This window comes from Carboxylicivirga caseinilyticus (assembly GCF_050589785.1).
Taxonomy (GTDB): Bacteria; Bacteroidota; Bacteroidia; order Bacteroidales; family Marinilabiliaceae; genus Carboxylicivirga; species Carboxylicivirga caseinilyticus.
Genome location: NZ_JBNGOX010000010.1, coordinates 1 through 22714, shown reverse-complemented (window position 1 = coordinate 22714; position 22714 = coordinate 1). Strand labels below are relative to the sequence as shown.

The 22714-nt window shown below is 36.7% G+C and carries 21 protein-coding genes; 15 read left to right on the top strand and 6 right to left on the bottom strand.

Going from position 1 to position 22714, the window contains the following annotated elements; translation table 11 throughout:
• Positions 1-65: 65 nt before the first annotated feature.
• The 4 genes from ACRD62_RS07155 to ACRD62_RS07140 form a co-directional block, all read right to left on the bottom strand.
• Complete coding sequence (locus ACRD62_RS07155; RefSeq protein WP_430819449.1) at positions 66-1580, bottom strand: M56 family metallopeptidase; 1515 nt, start codon at positions 1578-1580, stop codon at positions 66-68.
• 52 nt (positions 1581-1632) lie between these two features.
• Positions 1633-3351, bottom strand: coding sequence for a M56 family metallopeptidase (locus tag ACRD62_RS07150; RefSeq protein WP_430819448.1), 1719 nt, complete (start codon positions 3349-3351; stop codon positions 1633-1635).
• The gene (locus ACRD62_RS07145; protein WP_321408970.1) at positions 3351-3719 is read right to left on the bottom strand and encodes a BlaI/MecI/CopY family transcriptional regulator; all 369 of its coding nucleotides are present in this window, start codon (positions 3717-3719) and stop codon (positions 3351-3353) included. Before ACRD62_RS07145 ends, ACRD62_RS07150 begins: the two co-directional genes overlap by 1 nt.
• 149 nt (positions 3720-3868) lie before the next feature.
• Positions 3869-4801: an NAD-dependent epimerase/dehydratase family protein gene (locus ACRD62_RS07140; RefSeq protein WP_430819447.1), complete on the bottom strand. Its 933-nt coding sequence runs from the start codon at positions 4799-4801 to the stop codon at positions 3869-3871.
• Positions 4802-5070: 269 nt separating this feature from the next.
• Between ACRD62_RS07140 and ACRD62_RS07135 the strand changes: the two genes are divergently transcribed.
• From ACRD62_RS07135 to ACRD62_RS07070, 14 genes are all read left to right on the top strand, one after another.
• Positions 5071-6057: an N-acetylmuramoyl-L-alanine amidase family protein gene (locus tag ACRD62_RS07135; RefSeq protein ID WP_430819446.1), complete on the top strand. Its 987-nt coding sequence runs from the start codon at positions 5071-5073 to the stop codon at positions 6055-6057.
• Between the two features lie 29 nt (positions 6058-6086).
• Positions 6087-6983: a nucleotidyltransferase family protein gene (locus tag ACRD62_RS07130; RefSeq protein ID WP_430819445.1), complete on the top strand. Its 897-nt coding sequence runs from the start codon at positions 6087-6089 to the stop codon at positions 6981-6983.
• Between the two features lie 263 nt (positions 6984-7246).
• Positions 7247-8791 carry a TldD/PmbA family protein gene (locus ACRD62_RS07125; protein WP_430819444.1) on the top strand — a complete coding sequence of 515 codons (1545 nt, stop codon included), beginning with the start codon at positions 7247-7249 and terminating at the stop codon, positions 8789-8791.
• 26 nt (positions 8792-8817) lie between these two features.
• Positions 8818-10137: a TldD/PmbA family protein gene (locus ACRD62_RS07120; protein ID WP_430819443.1), complete on the top strand. Its 1320-nt coding sequence runs from the start codon at positions 8818-8820 to the stop codon at positions 10135-10137.
• Between the two features lie 120 nt (positions 10138-10257).
• Positions 10258-11280 carry an oxygen-dependent tRNA uridine(34) hydroxylase TrhO gene (trhO, locus tag ACRD62_RS07115; RefSeq protein ID WP_430819442.1) on the top strand — a complete coding sequence of 341 codons (1023 nt, stop codon included), beginning with the start codon at positions 10258-10260 and terminating at the stop codon, positions 11278-11280.
• A 192-nt stretch (positions 11281-11472) separates the two neighbouring features.
• Entirely contained in the window at positions 11473-13431 is a 1959-nt protein-coding gene (thrS, locus tag ACRD62_RS07110; protein WP_430819441.1) for a threonine--tRNA ligase, read from the top strand.
• A gap of 17 nt (positions 13432-13448) precedes the next feature.
• Entirely contained in the window at positions 13449-14009 is a 561-nt protein-coding gene (gene infC / locus ACRD62_RS07105) for a translation initiation factor IF-3 (RefSeq protein ID WP_430819542.1), read from the top strand.
• A gap of 28 nt (positions 14010-14037) precedes the next feature.
• Positions 14038-14235 (top strand): 50S ribosomal protein L35, encoded by a 198-nt coding sequence (rpmI, locus tag ACRD62_RS07100; protein ID WP_430819440.1) that lies wholly within the window; start codon positions 14038-14040, stop codon positions 14233-14235.
• A gap of 103 nt (positions 14236-14338) precedes the next feature.
• Positions 14339-14692: a 50S ribosomal protein L20 gene (rplT, locus tag ACRD62_RS07095; RefSeq protein ID WP_321408957.1), complete on the top strand. Its 354-nt coding sequence runs from the start codon at positions 14339-14341 to the stop codon at positions 14690-14692.
• Between the two features lie 157 nt (positions 14693-14849).
• Positions 14850-15563, top strand: coding sequence for a 4-hydroxy-tetrahydrodipicolinate reductase (gene dapB, locus ACRD62_RS07090; RefSeq protein ID WP_430819439.1), 714 nt, complete (start codon positions 14850-14852; stop codon positions 15561-15563).
• 14 nt (positions 15564-15577) lie between these two features.
• Positions 15578-17011 carry a signal peptidase I gene (lepB, locus tag ACRD62_RS07085; protein ID WP_430819438.1) on the top strand — a complete coding sequence of 478 codons (1434 nt, stop codon included), beginning with the start codon at positions 15578-15580 and terminating at the stop codon, positions 17009-17011.
• 60 nt (positions 17012-17071) lie between these two features.
• Positions 17072-18247, top strand: coding sequence for a signal peptidase I (gene lepB, locus ACRD62_RS07080; RefSeq protein WP_430819437.1), 1176 nt, complete (start codon positions 17072-17074; stop codon positions 18245-18247).
• A gap of 51 nt (positions 18248-18298) precedes the next feature.
• Positions 18299-18556: a LapA family protein gene (locus ACRD62_RS07075; RefSeq protein ID WP_430819436.1), complete on the top strand. Its 258-nt coding sequence runs from the start codon at positions 18299-18301 to the stop codon at positions 18554-18556.
• Positions 18540-19178, top strand: a complete 639-nt coding sequence (locus tag ACRD62_RS07070) for a WbqC family protein (RefSeq protein ID WP_430819435.1) — start codon at positions 18540-18542, stop codon at positions 19176-19178. Before ACRD62_RS07075 ends, ACRD62_RS07070 begins: the two co-directional genes overlap by 17 nt.
• On the opposite strand, the gene ACRD62_RS07065 is transcribed toward ACRD62_RS07070, so the two are convergent.
• Positions 19167-19595, bottom strand: a complete 429-nt coding sequence (locus tag ACRD62_RS07065) for an NUDIX domain-containing protein (protein ID WP_430819434.1) — start codon at positions 19593-19595, stop codon at positions 19167-19169. The two genes, ACRD62_RS07070 and ACRD62_RS07065, sit on opposite strands and share 12 nt — an antisense overlap.
• On the bottom strand, positions 19595-20374 hold the full coding sequence (locus tag ACRD62_RS07060) for a C40 family peptidase (protein ID WP_430819432.1): 780 nt from the start codon (positions 20372-20374) through the stop codon (positions 19595-19597). Before ACRD62_RS07060 ends, ACRD62_RS07065 begins: the two co-directional genes overlap by 1 nt.
• 108 nt (positions 20375-20482) lie before the next feature.
• On the opposite strand from ACRD62_RS07060, the gene ACRD62_RS07055 reads away from it, so the two are divergent.
• Entirely contained in the window at positions 20483-22621 is a 2139-nt protein-coding gene (locus ACRD62_RS07055) for an HD family phosphohydrolase (RefSeq protein WP_430819431.1), read from the top strand.
• The last annotated feature ends 93 nt before the right edge of the window (positions 22622-22714 follow it).

Below are 22714 nucleotides of genomic sequence, written 5' to 3'. Positions count from 1 at the left end.
AATCGGTCTATAAAAAATAACCCGAGCAAGATACTACCCGGGCCATTCACTTAAAACCACCAATATTATTTGTTCTTATCAATTATAATCTCAGGTTGGACGTTGTCGCCTTTCTTCACAATATTGTTAACCGTATTATCTTCCATCTTTCCATAGCCTACCACAACAACTTCATTACTGGAGTTACTTTCTAAATCATGTGAAGTGCTTTCAAAATCCTTTGTTGTAATTTCAATGACTCCCTGACTATGATCTTCACCGTACTTAGCAATAGCCGCTTCACCTTTTAACACATTAATTGCCTCAATATTATCAGGAGAAATACTGTTAATATCTTTCGTATACCTCTCCCCATTCAGGTAAATTATCTGATCTGAAATGGATTGGTCTGATTTAGGTATTTCAAAACCTTTAGTCATTACAAATATGGCCCCATTATTATCGGCAGACAGAACATCTTTAAAATTTTGTCCTACCGGAATCTGCCCCAATGATTTTATCTCATGAGTTTTAAGACCTTTTAATAAACTCCAGTCTGCAATTTCTCCATTAAGAATAAATTGGGCTCCTTTTATGTTCTCCGATTCCTCAACCAATCCTTTATCGGTTAAAACTACACTATAGTTAGTTCCATCCTCATAATTAATTACAGCCCTTGATCCTGCCAGGGTTTCAACAACTTTATCTGAACTTACTTTGTCAGAATCGGTACAGGCCAGCATAGCAATAGCTGTAAGGAAGGCAATAAACACTCCTTTTAACTGTGTTTTAAATTTGTTTTGAATGGTATTATTCATCATGATTATTCGCTTTTTAATTAAACTTTGGCTGAAGTTGTTTACCAACCTCAAACTGGTACTTCCCGGCAAGTAGTTGATTAAGGAGTACTGATACTGTTTGGGTTCCTCCGTGGTTTGCATCATGGCTTTATCAACACAGAATTCATGGTTTTGAGCGATTAATTTCCGTAACCACCATGCAAAAGGATTCCACCATTGTAATATCAACATCCATTCTGCCAGGGTAATGTCAATAGAATGCCACTGACGGCAATGGGCTTGTTCGTGATTTAAAATATGGTCTCTGTTGGATTGCTCCATCACCGATTGAGGCACAAAAACAGATTGAAAGAATGAAAAAGGATTGATCTCCTCATCGTCTAAAAGATATAGATTCAAACCTCTGACTTTTAACTTTTTACTTTTGCCTTTTAACTTTACAAGATAGATATATCCCCACACCAAACGGATCATCAGAACCAAACTAACCAGTAGATAGATAGTAATAAACAGGTGCGACCACTCCCATGTAAAAGAACTTTGATTTGGAGTCGCAACCTGATTTGAAAGAGGAATTGCTAAATCAGGTAATTCAATAATAGTTCTTTCTGCAAAAAAAATAGAGCGAACGCTAGCTGGCATGGCAAGTACCGGAACTATCCAAGGCAGAATAAGCGTACTTAATAGCCAGATCCGGTTTCGGTTAAATAGTGTATCCTTCGATAAGAATAATGCAAAAACCACAACCATTAATACCACAATCAATGCAGCTTTTACCTGCCACTCTACTAAATATGCCATCTTTTTACTTTCTTCAACAAATAGTTAGGTTCCTCAATTGAGAATGAAAAATTTATTTACTCAAACTGATAATAATAACTCCATTCTTACCTTTATCTCCATATTCCGCAATAGCTGATTCATCTTTAAGAACCGATACCGATTCTATTTTATCCTTTTTAATGGCATCAAATTCTTTTTTACTTATTTCTTCCCCATTCAATACATACAGTGGATTAGAACCTGATTTTTCAGCTGCTACTTTAACTGGATTATCATCCATCTTTCCAGAACCAACTACAACCAACTCTTCCCTTTCTTTACTTTCATCACTCTTAGTTGTTACTTCAATTACACCAATCCGATGATCTTCACCATATTTGGCAACCGCATCTTCATCTCTTAATACATTCACTGAAGCAATTTGACTTGGTGCAATGGTCTTCATATCTCCATAAAACCTCTTTCCATCAAGATAGATAGCAGGCTTAGTCACATCTACCTGTTCATCTTTCTTTTGCAAAACAAATTTCACTTTCAATTCCAGGGTTTTACCTAAAAGATTAACATCTTCAACAGTAGGTAATTTGGTCATTACTCTTTTGACTTCATTCTCCAAACCAGTTAACGAAACAGAAGAATCATATCCTGAAGCACCATCCTCAGGAGCATATGCAACTACCACTACCTCACCTGGATTGACCACATCACTACCTTTTGCTTCACCTATTTCAGGTTTACCAGCCTTTCCGCTTTTATTGATGGGTACATTAACCGTTACATCTCCGGTAAAATTATTATTACGAGCTTCAATCGGATACTTAAGGTTTTGTGCCACAAACTTTCTTAAATCATCGCTAGTTTTAATATTTTCAACGACCTCTTTTTTCTTTGTTTGTTTTTCCGTTTTATCAGGATTAGTAAAAGCTACCAACGCTGTAAATGTCATTATCATAACCAGAAGACTCTTCATTTTTGAAATCAGTTTTCTGTCTGTTTTATTATTCATCATGATTATTCGCTTTTTAATTAAACTTTGGCTGAAATTGTTAACCAACTTCAGACTTTTGCTACCGGGCAGGTAATTCATAAGCGAATATTGATACTGTTTGGGTTCTTCCGAAATTTGCATCATGGCTTTGTCAACACAGAATTCATGGTTTTGAGCGATTAATTTCCGTAACCACCATGCAAAAGGATTCCACCATTGCAATATCAACATCCATTCTGCCAGGGTAATGTCAACAGAATGCCATTGGCGGCAATGGGCTCGTTCGTGATTTAAAATATGGTCTCGATCTGCCTGTTCCAATACTGATTGTGGAACAAACACCGATTGAAAGAACGAGAAAGGATTAATATCATTATCCTCTAACAGATATAAATCAAACCCTTTTGTTTTTAACTTTTTACTTTTGCCTTTTAACTTAAAAAGATAGGTATATCCCCACAACAAACGAACCACAAACACCATACTAATCAGCAAATAAAAGGCCAGTAGTATATTGGACCAATTTATCACAGATGCAGTTTGTTCAGTTATGTTTGTTTGGGTTGTTACAGGTATTGATAAAGTTGTGAGATCAAGTTCTGCTTCGGGTGCAAACAGTATTGATTTAACACTAACAGGCATAGCTATAAAAGGAATAATCCACGGTACAAACAATGTACTTAAGAGCCATACTCTGTTACGGTTAAACATTGCATCTTTTGACAAAAAAAGTGCAAAAACAATAACCATTAATGCCACCATTATAGCAGCTTTAATCTGCCACTCTATCAAATATGCCATCACTTTTCTTTTTTCTCAATTAATTCAATCAGTTCTTTTAAATCATCTACGTTAAGTTTTTCTTCATTTACAAAAAAGGAAACCACATTTTTATAAGATGATTCAAAATAATCGGATACCATATTTTTGATATACAGCTTGCGATAATCTTCTTTGCTTATCGCAGGAAAATACTCGTGAGAATTGCCGTAGGCATTATGAGAAACAAAACCCTTTTCTTCCAATCCTCTTATTATTGTACTAAACGTATTATAATGAGGCTTGGGTTCAGGGTGCTTTGGCAACAGATCTTTTACAAAACCCTTACCTGCTTCCCATAAAATCTTCATTACATCTTCTTCACGTTTTGTTAATCGTTTCGCTGTCATTTTTAGTTATTTTTTACCCATGAATTCTATTGACAAAACAAATGTAACTATTTAATTCGTTTATGCAACTAATTATTTAGTTTATTCAACTATTTTTTTCGTTAATATCGGTTTTACCCTATTTTCTGCCAGTTACAGACTCCCGCTAGTTATCTAAAAGATTCTATCATTTGTTTCACAACTTCACGATAAGGAGTGATTTTAAAATTGGGGAATTGTTTTTTAAATTTTTCAAAAGACATAATATAGTCATATTCGAACTGATAAATCATCTCATCAAACTCTTTTACGACTGGTACAAAGGCAGCCACAATCTTTTTTAATAACTTCGGCATATAAGATACTTTATAGGAAGTTTCTAAAACATCGTTAAAAATTGCCATCATTTCATCGACTGAAACAGGTTCACCAACGGGCAAATGCCAAACCGCATTATAAGTTTCAGGTTCCAACCCTAACTCAACCAAGGCTCTACCTAAATCAATTGTATTGGCATAAGTATGTTTGGGTCCACGAGGTAATAAAGACTGCGGAGCTTTATTTTTAATAATTCTTTCCAGGAAAGAAAAATAAAAAACACTGTTATTTGCATTGGGCCCAATAAAATCAGCCGCGCGGGCAATTACCCCTTGCAACTTTCCTTGTATAAAAGCAGCTTTTAATTTATCATCTATCATTTTCCTGACTATACCTTTTTGCGTTGAAGGATTTTCGGTATATCCTTCATCAAACTTCTGCTGTAAAGGAGCAGGACCATACATATATACATTATCGAGAAAAATCAATGTCGCCCCATGTTTACTGCAGGCCTCAATTACATTATCCATCAGCACAGGCCAATCGCGCTGCCATACTTCGGTTTTATACTCCAGTCCCACACATAAATACACAACAGCTGATCCAGCCACAACCCTATCTACCTCTTCTGCTTTTAGCAAATCAGCGCTCATCAATTCGACTCCTTTAAAGTTCATTGATCGGGAAACAGCACGTGCAGGTAATTCTTTTTCTAATAATACTTGTAAAACCGATTGTCCTACTCCACCGGAGGCACCTAAAACTGTGTGTAATGAATTATTCATAATATGAGGTTAAAAGAACTAGTTACATTTTGCAAGATCTGAAATTAATAAAAACAAATTTTACCATTTGACAATTTTTTATAAATCAACTTCACCCAAAGCACAACTCTTTATACTCAATATTTTATTGATAATATTTACTTTACACTTCTTTCGTTAATCCATTAAATCATTTAATTAATGCAATAACTAAGCTTATTAATAAAATAGCAGAATGACCGTTGTAGAATATTATACTGAATTACTTAAAAACTATATTTTTGTGCTTTATGAAGATAAAAGCTAGACACTCATATATAGCATTCCTTTTCCTTTTGTTTCCTTTTTGGTTATTGGCGCAGAACACGGAGGTAAAGACATCAAGCAAACCACAAAACGGAGAAGGGCTGTATTCTTTTATGATAAGAAACAATCTGTCGCCACAGGAAGACTTAGAAGAGTTTTTACAATTAAATAAAGGTAAATTCGGTTCTAATAACAGCCTATTGCTACACGAATCATATGTAATTCCGGTAAAGCAAACAGATTTATTTGAGCCACTCTTTGGAAAAGATCGAGAGAAATTTCCGGTTGAATCAGACGAAATGAAGGGAGCTGTTTTTTATCTGATCTCAGGTCATGGCGGTCCTGATCCCGGCGCTATAGGCCAATACGGTTCTTACGAACTGCACGAGGATGAATATGCATACGACATTACCCTTCGTCTGGCAAAAAAACTGATCGAGAATGGTGCTAAAGTACACATCCTTATACAGGATCCGGATGATGGTATACGAGATGAGCAAATATTGAAGTACGACAACCACGAGACATGCATGGGTCAAACCATTCCTTTAAATCAAATGGATAGGCTTATTCAGCGATCGAAAAAAGTAAATGAGCTTTATAAGAACGACACAGAAAAATACCGAAGAGCTTTAATACTTCATGTCGACAGCCGAAGTAAACGTAAACAAATTGATGTCTTCTTTTATCATTACAAAAAAAGCAAAAACGGTGAACAGCTGGCCATTACCTTACGTGATATCTTTAATGAAAAATATGGTGAACATCAGCCATCCAGAGGATTTGAAGGAACCGTAAGCGATCGTAATCTATATGTATTGCGCAATACAACTCCTGTTTCGGTATTTATCGAATTAGGTAACATCCAAAATTACCGCGATCAACTTCGATTTGTTATAGCAGACAATCGTCAGGCTTTGGCAAATTGGTTGTATCTTGGTCTGAAGAAAGACTTCGAGAGAAGCAAATAATTAAGAACTTAAAATAAAACCATTCTGATATGAAACCAACATTACTGATTCTTGCTGCCGGCATGGGAAGCCGATACGGAGGTCTGAAACAAATGGACGAATTGGGACCTCACGGAGAATCAATCATTGATTATTCGGTTTACGATGCAATCCAATCAGGATTCGACAAAGTTGTTTTTGTGATTCGCGAAGACTTTGCCGATGTTTTTAAAGCACGTTTCGAGCCTCGCCTGGCAGGTAAAATCAAAACAGAATATGTATACCAGGATCTGAAAAACTTACCTGAAGGATTTTCGGTACCCGAAGGGCGTGAAAAACCCTGGGGAACTGGCCATGCAATATTAATGGCAAAAGAAGTTATCAACGAACCATTTGCTATTATCAACGCCGATGATTTTTATGGTCGTGAAGCTTACAAGCAGGTTTTCGATTTTGTAGCTGATAGCAAAGATGAAAACGAATATGCCATGGTCGGATACAAACTAAACAACACTTTATCAGAACACGGAACCGTTTCGCGAGGAGTATGCGAAACCAATGCCGATGGCAACCTGGTAAATATTGTGGAGCGAACAAAAATTGGTTACGAAGGCGAAAAGATTTTCTTTTACGAAGAAGATTCTAAAACCGAGTTAACCGGAACCGAAGCTGTTTCGATGAATTTTTGGGCATTCAAACCAAATTATTTTGAAAAGCTGGAAAGCGCCTTTCTTGATTTCTTAAAAGAAAAAGGACAGGAAATGAAATCTGAATTCTATTTCAATGCTGTGGTTGATCAGTTGATTAAAAAAGGGGAAGCTTCAACCAAAGTAATCAGAACTGATTCGAAGTGGTTTGGCGTTACATACAAAGAAGACAAACCAATGGTTCAACAAAAAATTGACGAATTGATTTCTTCAGGCATTTACCCAGAAAAACTGTGGTAACAAATAAACTTTCACAATATCAAAGGCGACCAATGGTCGCTTTTTTTTATGCTTTATCCTAAACATTTCCCAATCAATCTTCTCCTTCTAAAAACTAAATATTCACGGTCAATTGTATTTCAGCATTTACTTATAAGTGCTTGTATTAATTATCAAAAAAATTTACTTTTACTAAGTGACTATTTGCATTTCCCACAATTAATTATTCAAAAAGCGACTTCAACCTGCTTTTTGTTATCAGCGTACATCTAAACTATTACTTAATGAAAGCTACTATTAATCGTCGGGATTTTATCAGGGCCGGAGCTATTACCGCAGTTGGAACAGCCATCTTGCCAAATTTACTATCGGGCTGCACAAATGGCCCGTCAGCAACAGGAAACAACATGACACTACACGACTATCTTGAACATTTTGGAGTTAATCAGCAAATGATTCAGGAAATAATCAGAGAAGGATTATCAAAAGGAGGAGATTATTGCGATGTATATTTTCAACATACAATAGGCAATTACATTGGATTGGAAGATAAAGCAGTTAACAGAGCCTATTCAGACATTAGCCTGGGCGTTGGTATTAGAGTTTTAAAAGGTGATCAGACAGGATATTCATTCAGCGAAGAAATAAGTATGGATGCGATGAAATCGGCTGCTCGTACGGCTGCCAATATCGCTAATACTTCATCAATGATTGAACCAATAGCTTTTGAAAATCACAAACTGCCCAATTACTATGTTATTAAAACTCCGTGGGAAGAAGTTTCGATCAATGAAAAAATTCCTTATCTGCAACAGATAAATGATAAGGTCTTCGCCATGGATAACCGCATCATCAAATCAAATGTGTGGTTTATGGATGAAACATCCTATGTTCTTTTCGCCAATTCCGAAGGAAGAATGACATTTGATTACCAGCCCATGGGTCAAATTTCGGTAAGTTGTACTGCCGAGCAAAATGGACAAAAGGAGCAAAACAGTTTTAATCTTTCAGGTCGTCGTGGAATTGAATTCTTCACACCTGACAATATAGATTTATTAGCCTCAGAAGCTGTCAAAAGAACTACCGATTTGTTTGCAGCAGTTAAGCCTAAAGCAGGCGAACTTCCAGTAGTTTTGGCAGCAGGTAGTTCGGGCATATTATTGCACGAAGCCATTGGACATGGCATGGAAGCCGATTTCAACCGCAAAGAAGTTTCAATCTTCAGCGACAAAATAGGCAAAAAGGTAGCCAATGAATTTGTTACCATTGTTGATGATGGTACTAACCCCAACATCAGAGGATCCATTAATGTAGATGATGAAGGCAACGATACAGAAAAAACCTATTTGGTATCTAACGGAATCATGACTTCATACCTGCACGACCGTATCAGTTCCAAACATTATGGCGTAAAAACAACCGGAAGCGGCCGCCGCGAATCCTTCCGTCATATGCCTATGCCTCGAATGAGAAACACTTATATGGAGAATGGACCTCATAAAAAAGAGGAGATTATTGAATCCGTTAAATACGGAATCTACGCCGAAACATTTACCAACGGACAGGTAATGATTGGCGCCGGTGACTTTACTTTCTATGTAAAATCAGGCTATCTCATTGAAGATGGAAAATTAACTCAACCAATCAAGGACATTAATATAATTGGCAACGGACCTAAAGTACTTGCTGACATTGAAATGGTGGCAGATGATTTTAAAATGGCCGAAGGAGGTTGGACATGTGGTAAAAACGGACAAGGAGTACCTGTTTCGATGGGTTTACCTACCGTTAAAGTCTCAAAAATTACTGTAGGCGGTGTTAATGCCTGATCATGTCTAACTCAAAACAAACCACAATGAACACAAAAGAACGTAAAGATCTGGCCATCTGGGCCGTTGACTATGCAAAAAAACAAGGAGCATCAGAAGTCGCAGCTTCAGTATATAACTCACGATCTGTAGAAATTGAAGTCCGTGAACAAAAGATTGAAAAGATTAAAGAATCAACCACCAACGGTTTATCGCTTAACATTTATCGCGATCACAAATACTCTGGTCATTCAACCAACAACTTAAACAAGAGCGATCTGCAAAAATTCATAAAAGAAGCTGTTGAAGCAACCAAATATTTAAGTGCCGATGAATTCCGCGAACTACCCGATCCATCTCTATATCCTGAAAATCTGGAGAAAGACCTAAAAATTGAAGATCGGCAATATTTGTCAGTTTCACCCGAACAAAAAGTAAACATTGCCAAAGAAATAGAAAACATCGCCCGTGCCCAGAGTGAAAAGATCATATCTGCTACTGGAGGATACAGCGATGATTATTCTGAAAGTGTAAAAGTACACAGCAATGGATTTATAGGAGAAAGAATTTCCACTTCTTTCTGGGCCGGTGGAGAAGTTACAGTTAAAGATGATGATGCCAGACCAGAAGGCTATCACTGGGGTGGAAGTCGATTTTACAATTCAATGCCAACACCACAAGAACTGGGCAATAAAGCTGCTCAGAATGCGCTGCGTAAAATGGGGCAAACCAAAATTGCTTCAGACAAATACGACATGATAATTGAAAACAGAGCCGTACCAAGGTTACTATACATGTTTTTCGGTCCGATGCAGGCACGTGCTTTACAACAAAAAAGCTCTTATCTCGAAGGCATGATTGGTAAATCAATTGCATCATCCAAACTTACCCTTATTGATGATCCGTTTATAGAAGGTGGTTTTGCTTCGCGCTTGTACGATGGAGACGGCATTGCTTCACAACCCAGAACAATGATTAAAAATGGAGTATTAAATCAATATTACATCGACAATTATTACGGAAAAAAACTAAACATGACACCCAATGGTGGGCAACCTTCAAATATTCGCTTCGAACTGGGTGAAAGAAACTTCGATAAAATTGCAAATGACATAAAAAAAGGTATTTTTGTTACCTCTTTCAATGGAGGCAACTCAAATCCAACAACCGGCGATTTCTCATTTGGCGTTTCGGGCTTTTTGATCGAAAACGGTAAATTAGTTCAACCAGTTAATGAAATGAATATATCAGGCAACGCCAAGGATTTTTGGCAAAAGCTTTCAGAATTAGGCAACGACCCTTATCCTTATTCCAGCATATTAAGTCCTACAATGGTATTTAACGACATTGATTTTAGCGGACTTTAATAATTAAGAATCCAATTATAACGGGGAACATCAGCACTTCCCCGTTCTTTTAGGATCTTTTTAGGATTTTTCTATCCGTTTTTCTTTTTTGATTTATATTTTTGCGCAAAAATTACAATCATGGATCCAAACAGCAAGAACAAAGGATTATACAATAAACTTGGTCCCGAAGAATTAAAAAAGCGATTAGCCGAAGAAACCTTTAAACGAACAACTGTTTCGTTTTATAAATACATACTTATTAACGACACCTGGTCCTTGCGCAATCTTCTATACGAAAAATGGAATCAATTGAATTGTTTGGGAAGAATATATATTGCATCTGAAGGAATCAATGCACAAATGAGTGTACCCGATCATAAATGGGAAGATTTTGAGAAACATTTGCGTTCCATCAGTTTATTTGAAGATATTCCTTTTAAAATAGCAGTTGAAGATGATGGTAAATCATTTCTAAAACTTCAGGTTAAGGTGCGTAAGCAAATTGTGGCTGATGGATTGCAGGCACATGAATATGATGTAACCAATGTTGGCCAGCATTTGTCGGCCAAAGAATGGAATCAGGCCCTGGAAGAAGGTGCTACCGTTGTTGATATGCGTAACCATTACGAGAGTGAGATCGGGCATTTCAAAGGAGCAATCCTACCCGATGCCGAAACTTTCAAAGACGAACTTCCCGAAGTACTTGAGAAACTTAAAGGGAAAGAAAATGAAAAGATCCTGTTATACTGTACGGGCGGCGTACGTTGCGAAAAAACCAGCGCCTACCTTAAACACCATGGTTTCAGCGATGTTAATCAACTTTTAGGCGGTATCATTGATTACTCTCGACAAATCAAATCGCAAGGATTAGAGAATACATACAATGGTAAAAACTTCGTATTCGACAATCGTCTGGGAGAACGTATTTCGGATGATGTGATCAGCAACTGTCATCAGTGTGGAAAGCCATGCGACACGCATACAAACTGCGCTAATAAAAAATGTAATCTGTTATTTATACAATGCGACGATTGTAAAGAAAAATACAATGCCTGCTGTGGAGATGATTGTAAGACCTATTTTTTGGCAACGCCAGATCAGAAACTGGAATTGGAAGAACGTTTAATTTTTAAAAAAGGCAAACGCTTTCATAAAGCCTAATTACCTATAATATAATGCAATCTATTAAGAAATCACCCTCCCCTTTCTTAATAGATTGCAACTTTAAAAATCTACTTCCCCCATCATTCTTACGCTAATTACCTAAAAAACCTATAAATGACAATCTTTTAAAAGGTTGTTTAATTGGTTTTATTTATCTTTGCGTGATTTTTCTTTAAAAACGAAAAAAGAATGATAAAAATTACCTTTCCAGACCAAAGTGTCCGAGAGTATGAAGCCGGTGTAACAGGCCTTGATATTGCGCAAAGTATTAGTCCACGTTTGGCTAAAGAAGTATTATCGATAACGGTAAATGATACCCTTATGGATTTAACGCGCCCTATCACCACCGACGCAACGGTTAAATTACATAAATGGGAAGACGAGGAAGGTAAGCATGCATTCTGGCATTCTTCAGCTCACTTAATGGCCGAGGCTATTGAGGCCTTGTACCCAGGCACCAAATTTGGTATTGGTCCAACTATCGAAAATGGTTTTTATTACGATATCGATACTGGTGATGATGTAGTGATTAAAGATGCTGATTTGCCAAAAATTGAAAAAAAGTTCAAAGAACTGGCAAGCCAAAAATTAGATTATGTCAGAAGTGAAGTATCTAAAGCCGATGCCTTGGATTATTTCACGCAAAAAGATGATAAATACAAACTGGAATTAATCAGTGAACTGGAAGACGGAACAATTTCGTTTTACAAACAAGGTAATTTCACTGATTTATGTCGTGGACCACACTTACCATCAACAGCACCAATCAAAGCTGTTAAATTATTAAATGTTGCGGGTGCTTACTGGAGAGGTGATGAAAAACGCAAACAGTTAACCCGTATTTACGGTATCACATTCCCAAAAGCTAAGATGCTTGAGGACTATCTAGTATTATTAGAAGAAGCTCAAAAACGTGATCACCGTAAAATTGGTAAAGAACTGGAGTTATTTGCCTTCTCTGCAAAAGTAGGACAAGGACTACCGTTATGGTTACCTAAAGGAGCAAGACTTCGTGAGCGTTTAGAAAACTTTTTAAAGAAAGTACAGGTTCAGTATGGTTATGAGCCGGTAATAACACCTCATATTGGTAATAAAGAATTATATGTGACTTCTGGTCACTATGCAAAATATGGTAAAGATTCATTCCAGCCTATCAGCACGCCAGCCGAAGGAGAAGAGTTTTTACTTAAACCAATGAACTGTCCTCACCACTGTGAGATTTACAAAACGAAACCTCGTTCATACAAAGATCTACCAATTCGTTTTGCTGAATTTGGAACTGTTTATCGTTATGAACAAAGTGGTGAATTACATGGTTTAACCAGAGTACGTGGATTTACTCAGGATGATGCACACTTATTCTGCCGTCCTGACCAGATCAAAGACGAATTTAAAAAAGTAATCGACATCATTTTATACATCTTTAAAGCACTTGATTTTAAAGAGTATATCACCCAGGTTTCTTTACGTGATCCAGAAGATCATTCGAAATACATCGGTAGCGAAGACAACTGGAATAAAGCTGAACAAGCAATTATTGAAGCTTGTGAAGAACGTGGAATGCAAACCATTGTAGAATATGGAGAAGCAGCCTTCTACGGTCCTAAGCTTGACTTCATGGTGAAAGATGCCTTAGGCCGCAAGTGGCAATTAGGTACAATACAGGTAGATTACAACCTGCCTGAGCGCTTTGAACTGGAATACATTGGAAGTGATAACCAAAAGCATCGTCCGGTAATGATTCACAGGGCACCTTTCGGAAGTATGGAACGTTTTGTTGCGGTACTTATTGAGCACACGGCTGGTAAATTTCCTCTATGGTTAACCCCTGAACAGGTGGTAATTTGCCCCATAAGTGAAAAGCACAATGAATACGCAAAAAAAGTTTTTAATTTCCTAAATAATTCCGATATTCGTGCCGTTCTTGACGACCGTAACGAAAAAATAGGTAAGAAGATCAGGGACAATGAGTTAAAGCGCATTCCATACCTTCTGATTGTAGGAGAAAAAGAGGCCGAAGAACAAAAAGTTGCCGTTCGGAAGCAGGGTGAGGGTGATAAAGGAGTGATGAAACTCGATGAATTTGTAAGTTTTATTAATCAGGAAGTACAAGATATGCTTTCTGCGATTGACAATAATATTAACTAAAGAAGGAGGGTTTAACAATAGCTAGACCGAACAGAAGGCAGGACCGTCAAGTAAAAGAAGAGCCTGCACACAGAATTAACAGGTACATAAGAGTACCACAGGTAAGATTAGTTGGTGATAACATTGACAATCCGGGTGTTTTTCCTACATCAGAAGCACTTAAAATGGCTGACGAATTGGATCTGGATTTGGTAGAGATTTCTCCAAAGGCTGATCCTCCGGTATGTAAGATAACTGATTACCAAAAGTTTCTTTATCAGCAGAAAAAGAAACAAAAAGAAATGAAAGCCAAAGCCGTTAAGGTGGTAGTTAAGGAAATTCGTTTCGGACCAAACACCGACGATCATGATTATCAGTTTAAATTAAGGCATGCTGAGAAATTTCTACAGGAAGGTGCAAAAGTAAAAGCATACGTTTTCTTTAAAGGACGTTCAATCCTTTTTAAAGAGCAAGGTGAGATTCTTTTGTTACGCTTTGCACAAGATTTGGAAGAAATCGGTAAAGTGGAGCAATTACCTAAGTTAGAAGGTAAACGTATGATCATGTTTATCGCACCAAAAGCGCCTAAGAAAAAATAGCTTATATTTTAACTTAATATATAGAGTAATGCCAAAAATGAAAACTAACTCCGGTGCGAAGAAACGTTTCACCATCACCGGTAGTGGAAAAATTAAGAGAAAGCACGCTTTCAAAAGTCACATCTTAACTAAGAAGTCGACTAAGCGTAAGAGAAATTTGACCTATGCTGGCACTGTTGACAAAGCTGATGAAACAAACATCAAGCTATTGTTGAACATGAAGTAAGAACAAATTTCGAGAAGAGAGAAAAATTTAATTTTAACTGAGTGAATTAGCCGAAAGATCCCGACAGAGACTGGGACGCTAACCATTCGAAAATGATTTAAAAATGCCAAGATCAGTAAATCATGCGGCTTCAAGAGAAAGACGCAGAAAGCTTTTAAAGCAAACCAAAGGATACTTTGGTCGTAGAAAAAATGTTTGGACGGTAGCTAAGAATGCGTACGAAAAAGGTATGCAGTATGCTTATCGTGACAGAAAGAAGAAAAAGAGCAACTTCCGCGCATTGTGGATTCAGCGTATCAATGCTGCTGCTCGTATCGAAGGTGTATCTTACAGTAAGTTGATGGGTGCTTTACACGCACAAAACATTGAAATCAACCGTAAGGTTCTTGCCGATTTAGCAGTGAATCATCCTGAAGCTTTCAAAGCTGTTGTTAAAAAAGCAATGAGCGCAGCTTAATTAGCTTTTCAAAATATTATTAAAGGAGGTCAATTAGACCTCCTTTTTTTATTCCCCCCTCACCTAAAGCAACTAAAACAAAACTTAAGCTTTAATAACCTTTATAACTTACGTGCTTTTTTTATCTTTGCTCAGATTGGAAAAGAATTAATTAAAAATGAAGATAGCATTAATAGGATACGGCAAGATGGGCAAAGAGATTGAGAAAATTGCCCTGGAGAGAGGTCATGAAATAGTAAGCAGAATTGATGTTAGCAGCAGCGATTCTTTCGATGACGAATCTTTTAAATCAGCCGAAGTTGCCATTGAATTTACCCGCCCGGAAGCAGCATTCAATAATTACCAAAAATGTTTTGAAAACAATGTTCCGGTTGTGTCAGGAACAACAGGTTGGCTTGATAAATATCCAATAGTTGAAAAAGCTTGTAAAGAAGATGGTAAAACCTTCTTTTATGCATCAAACTTCAGCCTTGGTGTAAATATCTTTTTTGAGATCAATAAACAATTGGCCAAACTGATGAATAAGGTGAAAGAATATGATGTCTCGATGGAAGAAGTGCATCATACTCAAAAACTTGATGAACCCAGTGGTACAGCTATTACTTTGGCCGAAGGAATCATTGAAAATCTTGAACGCAAAAACAGCTGGACGCTAGAGGAACCTAAACAAGATGAAATTAACATCAAAGCCATCCGTGAAGGGCAGGTTCCCGGAATTCACACTATTAAATACGAATCTCCTGTTGATGAAATTATTATTCATCATAGTGCCAAATCACGTCAGGGCTTTGCATTGGGGGCAGTTTTAGCTGCTGAGTTTACCAAAGGCAAAAAAGGATTACTAAGTATGAAAGACCTACTTAACTTTTAATAAAATCAGAGATAATGCGTAACAAACCGTATTTTAAATGGATAAAGCTGGCAATAGCAAGCATTATCTTTATCCTTTGGGTTGTTTGGATTGGAAACTATTGGTTTCTATTGGGCTACCCTCTAGTATTTGATAATTATATCACTAAAAAAATCCCCTGGGGTTTCTGGAAAAAAAGAAAAGATGGCAAGAAGCCAAGTGCAATTGTCGAATGGATTGATGCCATTGTATTTGCCTTAGTAGCTGTTTATATTATCAATATTTTCTTATTTCAAAACTATAAAATCCCTACAAGCTCCTTAGAGAAATCACTGCTGGTAGGAGACTTTTTATTTGTTAGTAAAGCCAGTTACGGACCAAGAATGCCCAATACTCCTATTGCATTTCCTCTGGTACAAAATACTTTTTCATCGAATACAAATATCAAATCGTATCTCGACTGGCCTCATTGGGATTACAAACGTCTGAAAGGAATTACCAATATCAAGCATAACGATATTGTTGTTTTTAACTTCCCGGCAGGTGATACTGTTCCGTTCAAAGCCAACAACCCCGATTTCTATAATCTGTCGATGATAAAAGGCATACAGGAGGCACAAATAAATTCTAACCTTATGCCAACTGCTCCTTTCAGTTCTGATTACGAACGTAACCATTATTTTATGAATATTGGTCGCAGGATAATATATAGTGATCCTCAAAAATATGGAGAAGTATTGGCCCGTCCGGTTGATAAACGCGATAATTACGTTAAAAGATGTATCGCCTTACCGGGAGATGTTTTTGAAGTAAGACATAATCAGGTTTATATCAATGGAGAAGCTGTTGAAAATCCTGAAGGCTTGCAACACAATTACCTTATTAAAACTGATGGAACTACCCTTAATGATCGTTTTTACGAACGCATGGGGGTTTCTGTTGCTGACCGTGGAGGAATGTATGGAAATGATTTCTATGTACCTTTAACAAAAGATAAGGCTGAATTAGTGAAAGACATGCCTTTTGTTCAATCCATTACGATGGATGAAGACATTCCGAACAATTCTGGTTTGCAGGTTTTTCCTTACAGTTCGGATTACAACTGGAGTCGTGATAATTTTGGCCCGTTAACGATGCCTAAAAAAGGAGAAACAGTTGAAATTAATATCAAAAATCTACCAATCTATGAAAGAGTAATAACTGCTTATGAAGGCAATAAACTCAGAGTTAAAGATGGTCAGATATTTATTAATGATGAATTGGCAACATCTTACACCTTTAAGATGGATTATTACTTTATGTTGGGTGATAACCGACATAATTCAGCCGATTCAAGATCATGGGGTTTTGTGCCCGAAGATCACATTGTAGGTAAACCAATTTTGGTTTGGCTTTCTCTTGATAAGGATAAAAGTTTCCCTTCAAACATCCGCTGGGAACGAATATTTAAGTTAGTACACAAAGACTAAATATTATGCAGCAAGGTTCCTCCTTGCTGCTTCTTTTTCTACCTCCAGACAAAGAACAGAATGACTAAAAAAGAAATAACCCGCTACACGTTAACCATTATCTTTCTTTTAATATGCATATGGTCACAGAGCTGGATATTGATACTTCTTTTACTCGGTCATTTTATTATATTATGGCATCAACCCACAAGAAAAAAGCTTTATCAATTCTGGAATAGAAAAGGAGCTCGAAAAAAAAATCTGATTGGATGGTTTCTTGCATCGTTCTATGCAATCATTATTTTGCTTTTCATCAACAACTACCTTTTTGGTATCTACACCCTCCAATCTTCTTCAATGGAGCCAACTTACCATACAGGTAATATATTCATAATGAATAAGATTGAGATTGGAACAGGTAAATCAATTGACGACGTTGACTCCTATCATCGATTAATTGGATTAGATGACCTTGATTATGGTGAGGTGATTGTTTTTTATTTTCCTGAAGCCGATACTGTATTTAATGATGCACCAAAGGAAAACTATCACTTTAAAAAGAGAGAGGCTAAAATCAGTGGTAAGCCAAACAATATGGCGAATAAGCCGATTGCCTTCACTCCGGTGCACGAGAGACCAAGATTCATTAAACGCATTGTAGCTTTACCAGGTGATACCTTACAGATAAAAGATGGTAAAAACTTCATCAATGGTGAAAAATATAAATACAATCCAATATTTATTAATAAATATTCTTTAGCAGCCAATACCCCTAAAAACATTCGCAGTTCCATACTCAATGAAGCCAACGCAACTTATACAGAAGACAATCAACAAATAATTGAGATACAAAGCAAAACTGTTACACAGCACAACTGGACTGATTACCTCGAAAGTGTTGAAAGGCCCCTTAACCTTGCGGATCCTTATATTTTTCCATTCAGCACATCATCGTTATGGAATGCTTCATACTGGGGGCCGGCTGTTATTCCTGCCAAAGACTCAACCATTGAGCTAAATGAAACCAATCTGCCTCTATATTGGCGCATCATTGAAGCTTATGAAGGAAATAAGGTAGAATTGAAAAACGGCAAAATATATCTGAACGATAAAGAATGTAAGAAATATACATTTAAGATGAATTATTATTGGGTAGCCGGCGACAATCGTCCACATTCATTCGACAGCCGCTATTGGGGTTTTGTACCCGAAAACCATATTATTGGAGTAATCAATAAATTACCCTTTACAAAATAAAAAGCATTTGCTTACATTAGATGGTAAATTGTTAATCGAAAAGCCTCAATAATGAAAAAGACATTTTGGATTGCCACAGTATTTGCAATCATTCTGGTTATTTTCTCTGTTCAAAACGCAAAAGAAGTTACTGTTAAATTCTTTTTTGAAGATGTTTCCATATCACTTGCTGTATTGTTAATCTCAGTTTTTATCTTTGGTGCCATTACCGGTGCATCGTATTTCTTCATCTGGAAAAGGAAAGAACGTAAGAAAGACAAATTAACGACAGAAGCGGAACAACAAACCATCAATGAAACAACCGAATAAAATAATACCTCTCACCTATCTGGGTCCAATACAACTTTTTGCACATCTTCAGGATGGTGATCATATTATTGTGGAACAGCTTTGTTCGTACGAACGCAAATCGTACAGAAACAGGTGTAATATTGTTGCTGCTAATGGCCCTCTCTCATTATCAGTGCCGGTCATCAATCAAAAAAATGTAAAGATTAAAACCAGAGACGCATTGATCAGTTATGATACCGACTGGCAAAAACAACATTGGAGGTCTATTTCATCGGCTTATAACTCCTCTCCTTTTTTTGAATATTATGCTGATGATTTTCAACCGTTTTATGAGCAGAAATTCGACTCTTTAGTGGATTATAACATGAAATTATTCCATACCATCCTTAGTGCATTGGACTTAAATATAACCATTACGCAAAGTTCGGAATATATTCAAAAAACGGACAACATTCAGGATCTACGTTTCTTAATAAGCCCAAAACACAAACCGGAGTACGATAAAGATTTTAAAATTATCAATTACTGGCAGGTTTTTGCTCAGAAACATGGATTTATAGCCAACATGAGCATTCTCGATCTAATTTTTAATATGGGTCCCGAAGCTTCAATTATCCTTGCCCAATCCTTAAATGTTTAGATATTCTCTGGCTTCTGAAATGATCAATTCATGATCAAAAGCCAATTCAGGTAATTTATCCAGAGTAAACCACTGTGCATCTGCAGCATCATCCTGCCCTGTACATTCCAATTCATCTGTTACAAAACCGGTATAAACTACAGAAATAGTACGATGTCTGGGATCACGGTTAACACTACCATAGGTTCTGAACTGCTCCACTTCTACATTCTCAATGCCTGTTTCTTCCTGAAGTTCGCGCAAAGCAGCCATCTTTAACTCTTCATCCATATCAACAAAACCACCAGGTAGGGCCCACTTACCTTTAAAAGGATCATTTCCTCTCTGAATTAATAAGATCTTTTGTGGTAGTTTTTCTGTTATCAACAATACATCAGTTGTTACTGCCGGACGCGGGTAATCGTAGGTATAACTCATTATTCGATAATTCTCTTTATAACACGTAATTTATGGCTGTATTTGTTTGATTCCTGATTAAAAATTCCCTGATGATCAAACTTATCAACCCTCACTCTTCCAGAAGCATGTATTATTTCCCCTCTTCCCAGACACATACCAACATGAACAATATTGCCTTCTTCATTATCAAAAAACGCCAAATCTCCGGCTTTGGCTTCTTCCACAAATGAAACCATATTTCCCAACCCTACCTGTTGCGATGCATCACGTGGGATCTGTATTCCTTTAATAGCATACACAACTTGCACAAAACCGGAACAATCGAGTCCATAAAAGTTTCGTCCACCCCATAAATAAGGTACATTTATAAACGAATGGGCCACATCAGAAATATCACCTACTGGCTTATCAACGTTATAATTACTTGAAATATAAAACTCTTTGGTTCCGATTGTAAAACTACTTCGATCGGCTGAATTCATAAAAATCAAACTTCCCCCGGAAATATAATGAGTTGATTTATCCGGTTCGGAAAAAACCTTAATAAACGGTCCCGGCACACACCATTTTGTTGATTTTTCCCAAAGCTCAACAGACTTCTCGGATAACTTCTCAACCAGTTTAGCATCAATCCAACCCTCGTACTTATCCGTATGAAGTTTAATTCGACACCATTTATCAATTCTTTCAGTAATATCAAACGATTCGCCAAACAAAACCTGACTGACCATTTCTGATTGCTCTGCAGGTTCTTTCCTTATCGGAATGTATCCAAATGTGCAAATTGACTTCTCCATTGATGGTGTGATAATAGTACTATTTATAAAAAGCCAAATTATTTAAAAAATCTAAGGTTTTAGTTACATTTGGTCATTATTATCCATTATTTCGTAAAATCAATCTTTATGCTTGAGCGCTTTCCTCATTTCAAATCGAAATATTTTCATCCAATCCTGAGGGTGTTATTTTTCTTGATTGCTATTGGATTAGTTACCTATCTGCTTCCTAAAACAGGAAAGTTTGGATACGAATATATCAGTGGATTACCATGGAAACACCAGACTTTAATTGCACCATTTGACTTTCCGATATATAAAACAAACGCCGAATTAAAACAGGAAACAGATAGTTTAATTAAGCATTACAGGCCTTACTTTTTTAAGGATACAACAAAGGAAGCTCAAGTACTTGAAAGATTCGAAAAAGATTATACCGAATTGGTATTAACTAAAAAAACTTCATACCCTAACCTTTCTAAATCATACACCAAAGACACCAGCTACTTTGGTTATATTAAGAAATCAATCAAGGAAGGCCTTAACAACATTTATAAAAAAGGAATTATTCTGCTGCCTGACCAATATATTGGGGTGGACGACAATTTTGAATTAATGCTTGTAAAAGGTGGCTATGCAGAGCCTTTTGCCTTATCAGAAATGTATTTACAAACTCAGGCCTATCAGTTTCTTTCAACAACAGCAATTCGTGCCATCATAGGTGATGCCGGTGTGATCGATCATGAGTTGACACAATTCATAACTGACTTGGAACTAAACAATTACATCCAACCCAATATTATATACGATGAGGAACGAAATCCCACAGAGATAGCCAACCTTCAGAATAACATCTCACTTACTTCCGGAAGAGTATTGGCAGGGCAAAGAATAATAGACCAGGGAGAAATAGTACAGAATTCAACTGTAAAAGTATTAGACTCTTTACGAAGAAATTACGAATCAAAACTATCCACAACATCTAATTACTATTTTATATTAGCAGGACAGTTTTTATTGGTGACTCTATTATTTGTAACCATCTCATTGTTTTTATATTTCTTCAGAAACGACGTTTATAAATCGATCAGTTCAATCGGTTTTATCCTTTTGATAACACTTATAATGACAGGATTAGCCAGTTTGGAGAAGTTATTTGAAGACTTTCCATTCTACATCATTCCATTTGCTATTCTTCCAATCATCATCCGTACTTTCTTTGATAGCCGTCTGGCCTTCTTTATGTATGTTGTTACAATTCTGATAAGTGCCTTCTTTACTGAAAATAGTTTTGAATTTGTTTTCATTCAGATTCCGGCGGGTCTGGTAGCTCTGTTCAGTTTATTCAGAATGGTGAGAAGAAGTCATATTGTGCGTGCTGCTATTTTAATTACCATAACGTACTCACTTTTTTACGTAGCTCTTTCATTATGGAGAGAGGGCAATTTCGCATCCATCAACGTTAAAATGTTTATCTATTTTGGTATCAACGGCATTATGCTTTTAATGGTTTATCCTTTGATATGGATATTTGAACGACTCTTTGGATTTTTATCAGATGTTACATTGGTTGAACTTTCCGATACCAATCACCCAATTTTACGAAAAATGGCAGAGGCTTGTCCGGGAACCTTTCAGCACAGCATTCAGGTTGGAAATCTTGCTCAGGAGGTTGCTTACAAGTTAAACGCAAACCCAGCTTTGGTAAGAGCAGGTGCAATGTATCACGATATTGGTAAAATGGCTTCTCCAATGTATTTTACCGAAAATCAGGCTGAAGGTTTAAATCCTCACTCTGAACTGACCTATGAAGAAAGTGCACGAGTGGTAGTCAATCACATTGAGAGTGGTGTAAAAATGGCCATGAAAGAAAAACTACCTAAGCAAATAATTGACTTTATTACTACTCATCAAGGAACAACTAAAACCTGGTATTTCTACAATTCGTTTGTCAATGAAAATCCGGATAAAGAAGCCGACGTAAGCATCTTTACTTATCCGGGTCCAACACCTTTCACGAAAGAAACAGCCATATTAATGATGGCCGACTCTATTGAAGCTGCTTCAAGAAGTCTGAAAAAATATAACGATGATGAGATAGACAAATTAGTTGAAAGAATTATTGACAAACAGATTGAGGAGGACCAGTTTTTAAATGCCCCAATTACGTTTGCTGAAATAACAGAAGCTAAAGAGGTATTTAAAAACAAGCTGAAAAATATTTATCACGCCCGCATCGAATATCCTAAATTGAAAAAGAAGAAATAAAAGAGGGTGTCCAAAAATTAAACATCAGAACAACGTTAGTTTCAATTTGTAATAAAATATCATTTTATGTCACCCCTAAATCCCCTGAAGGGG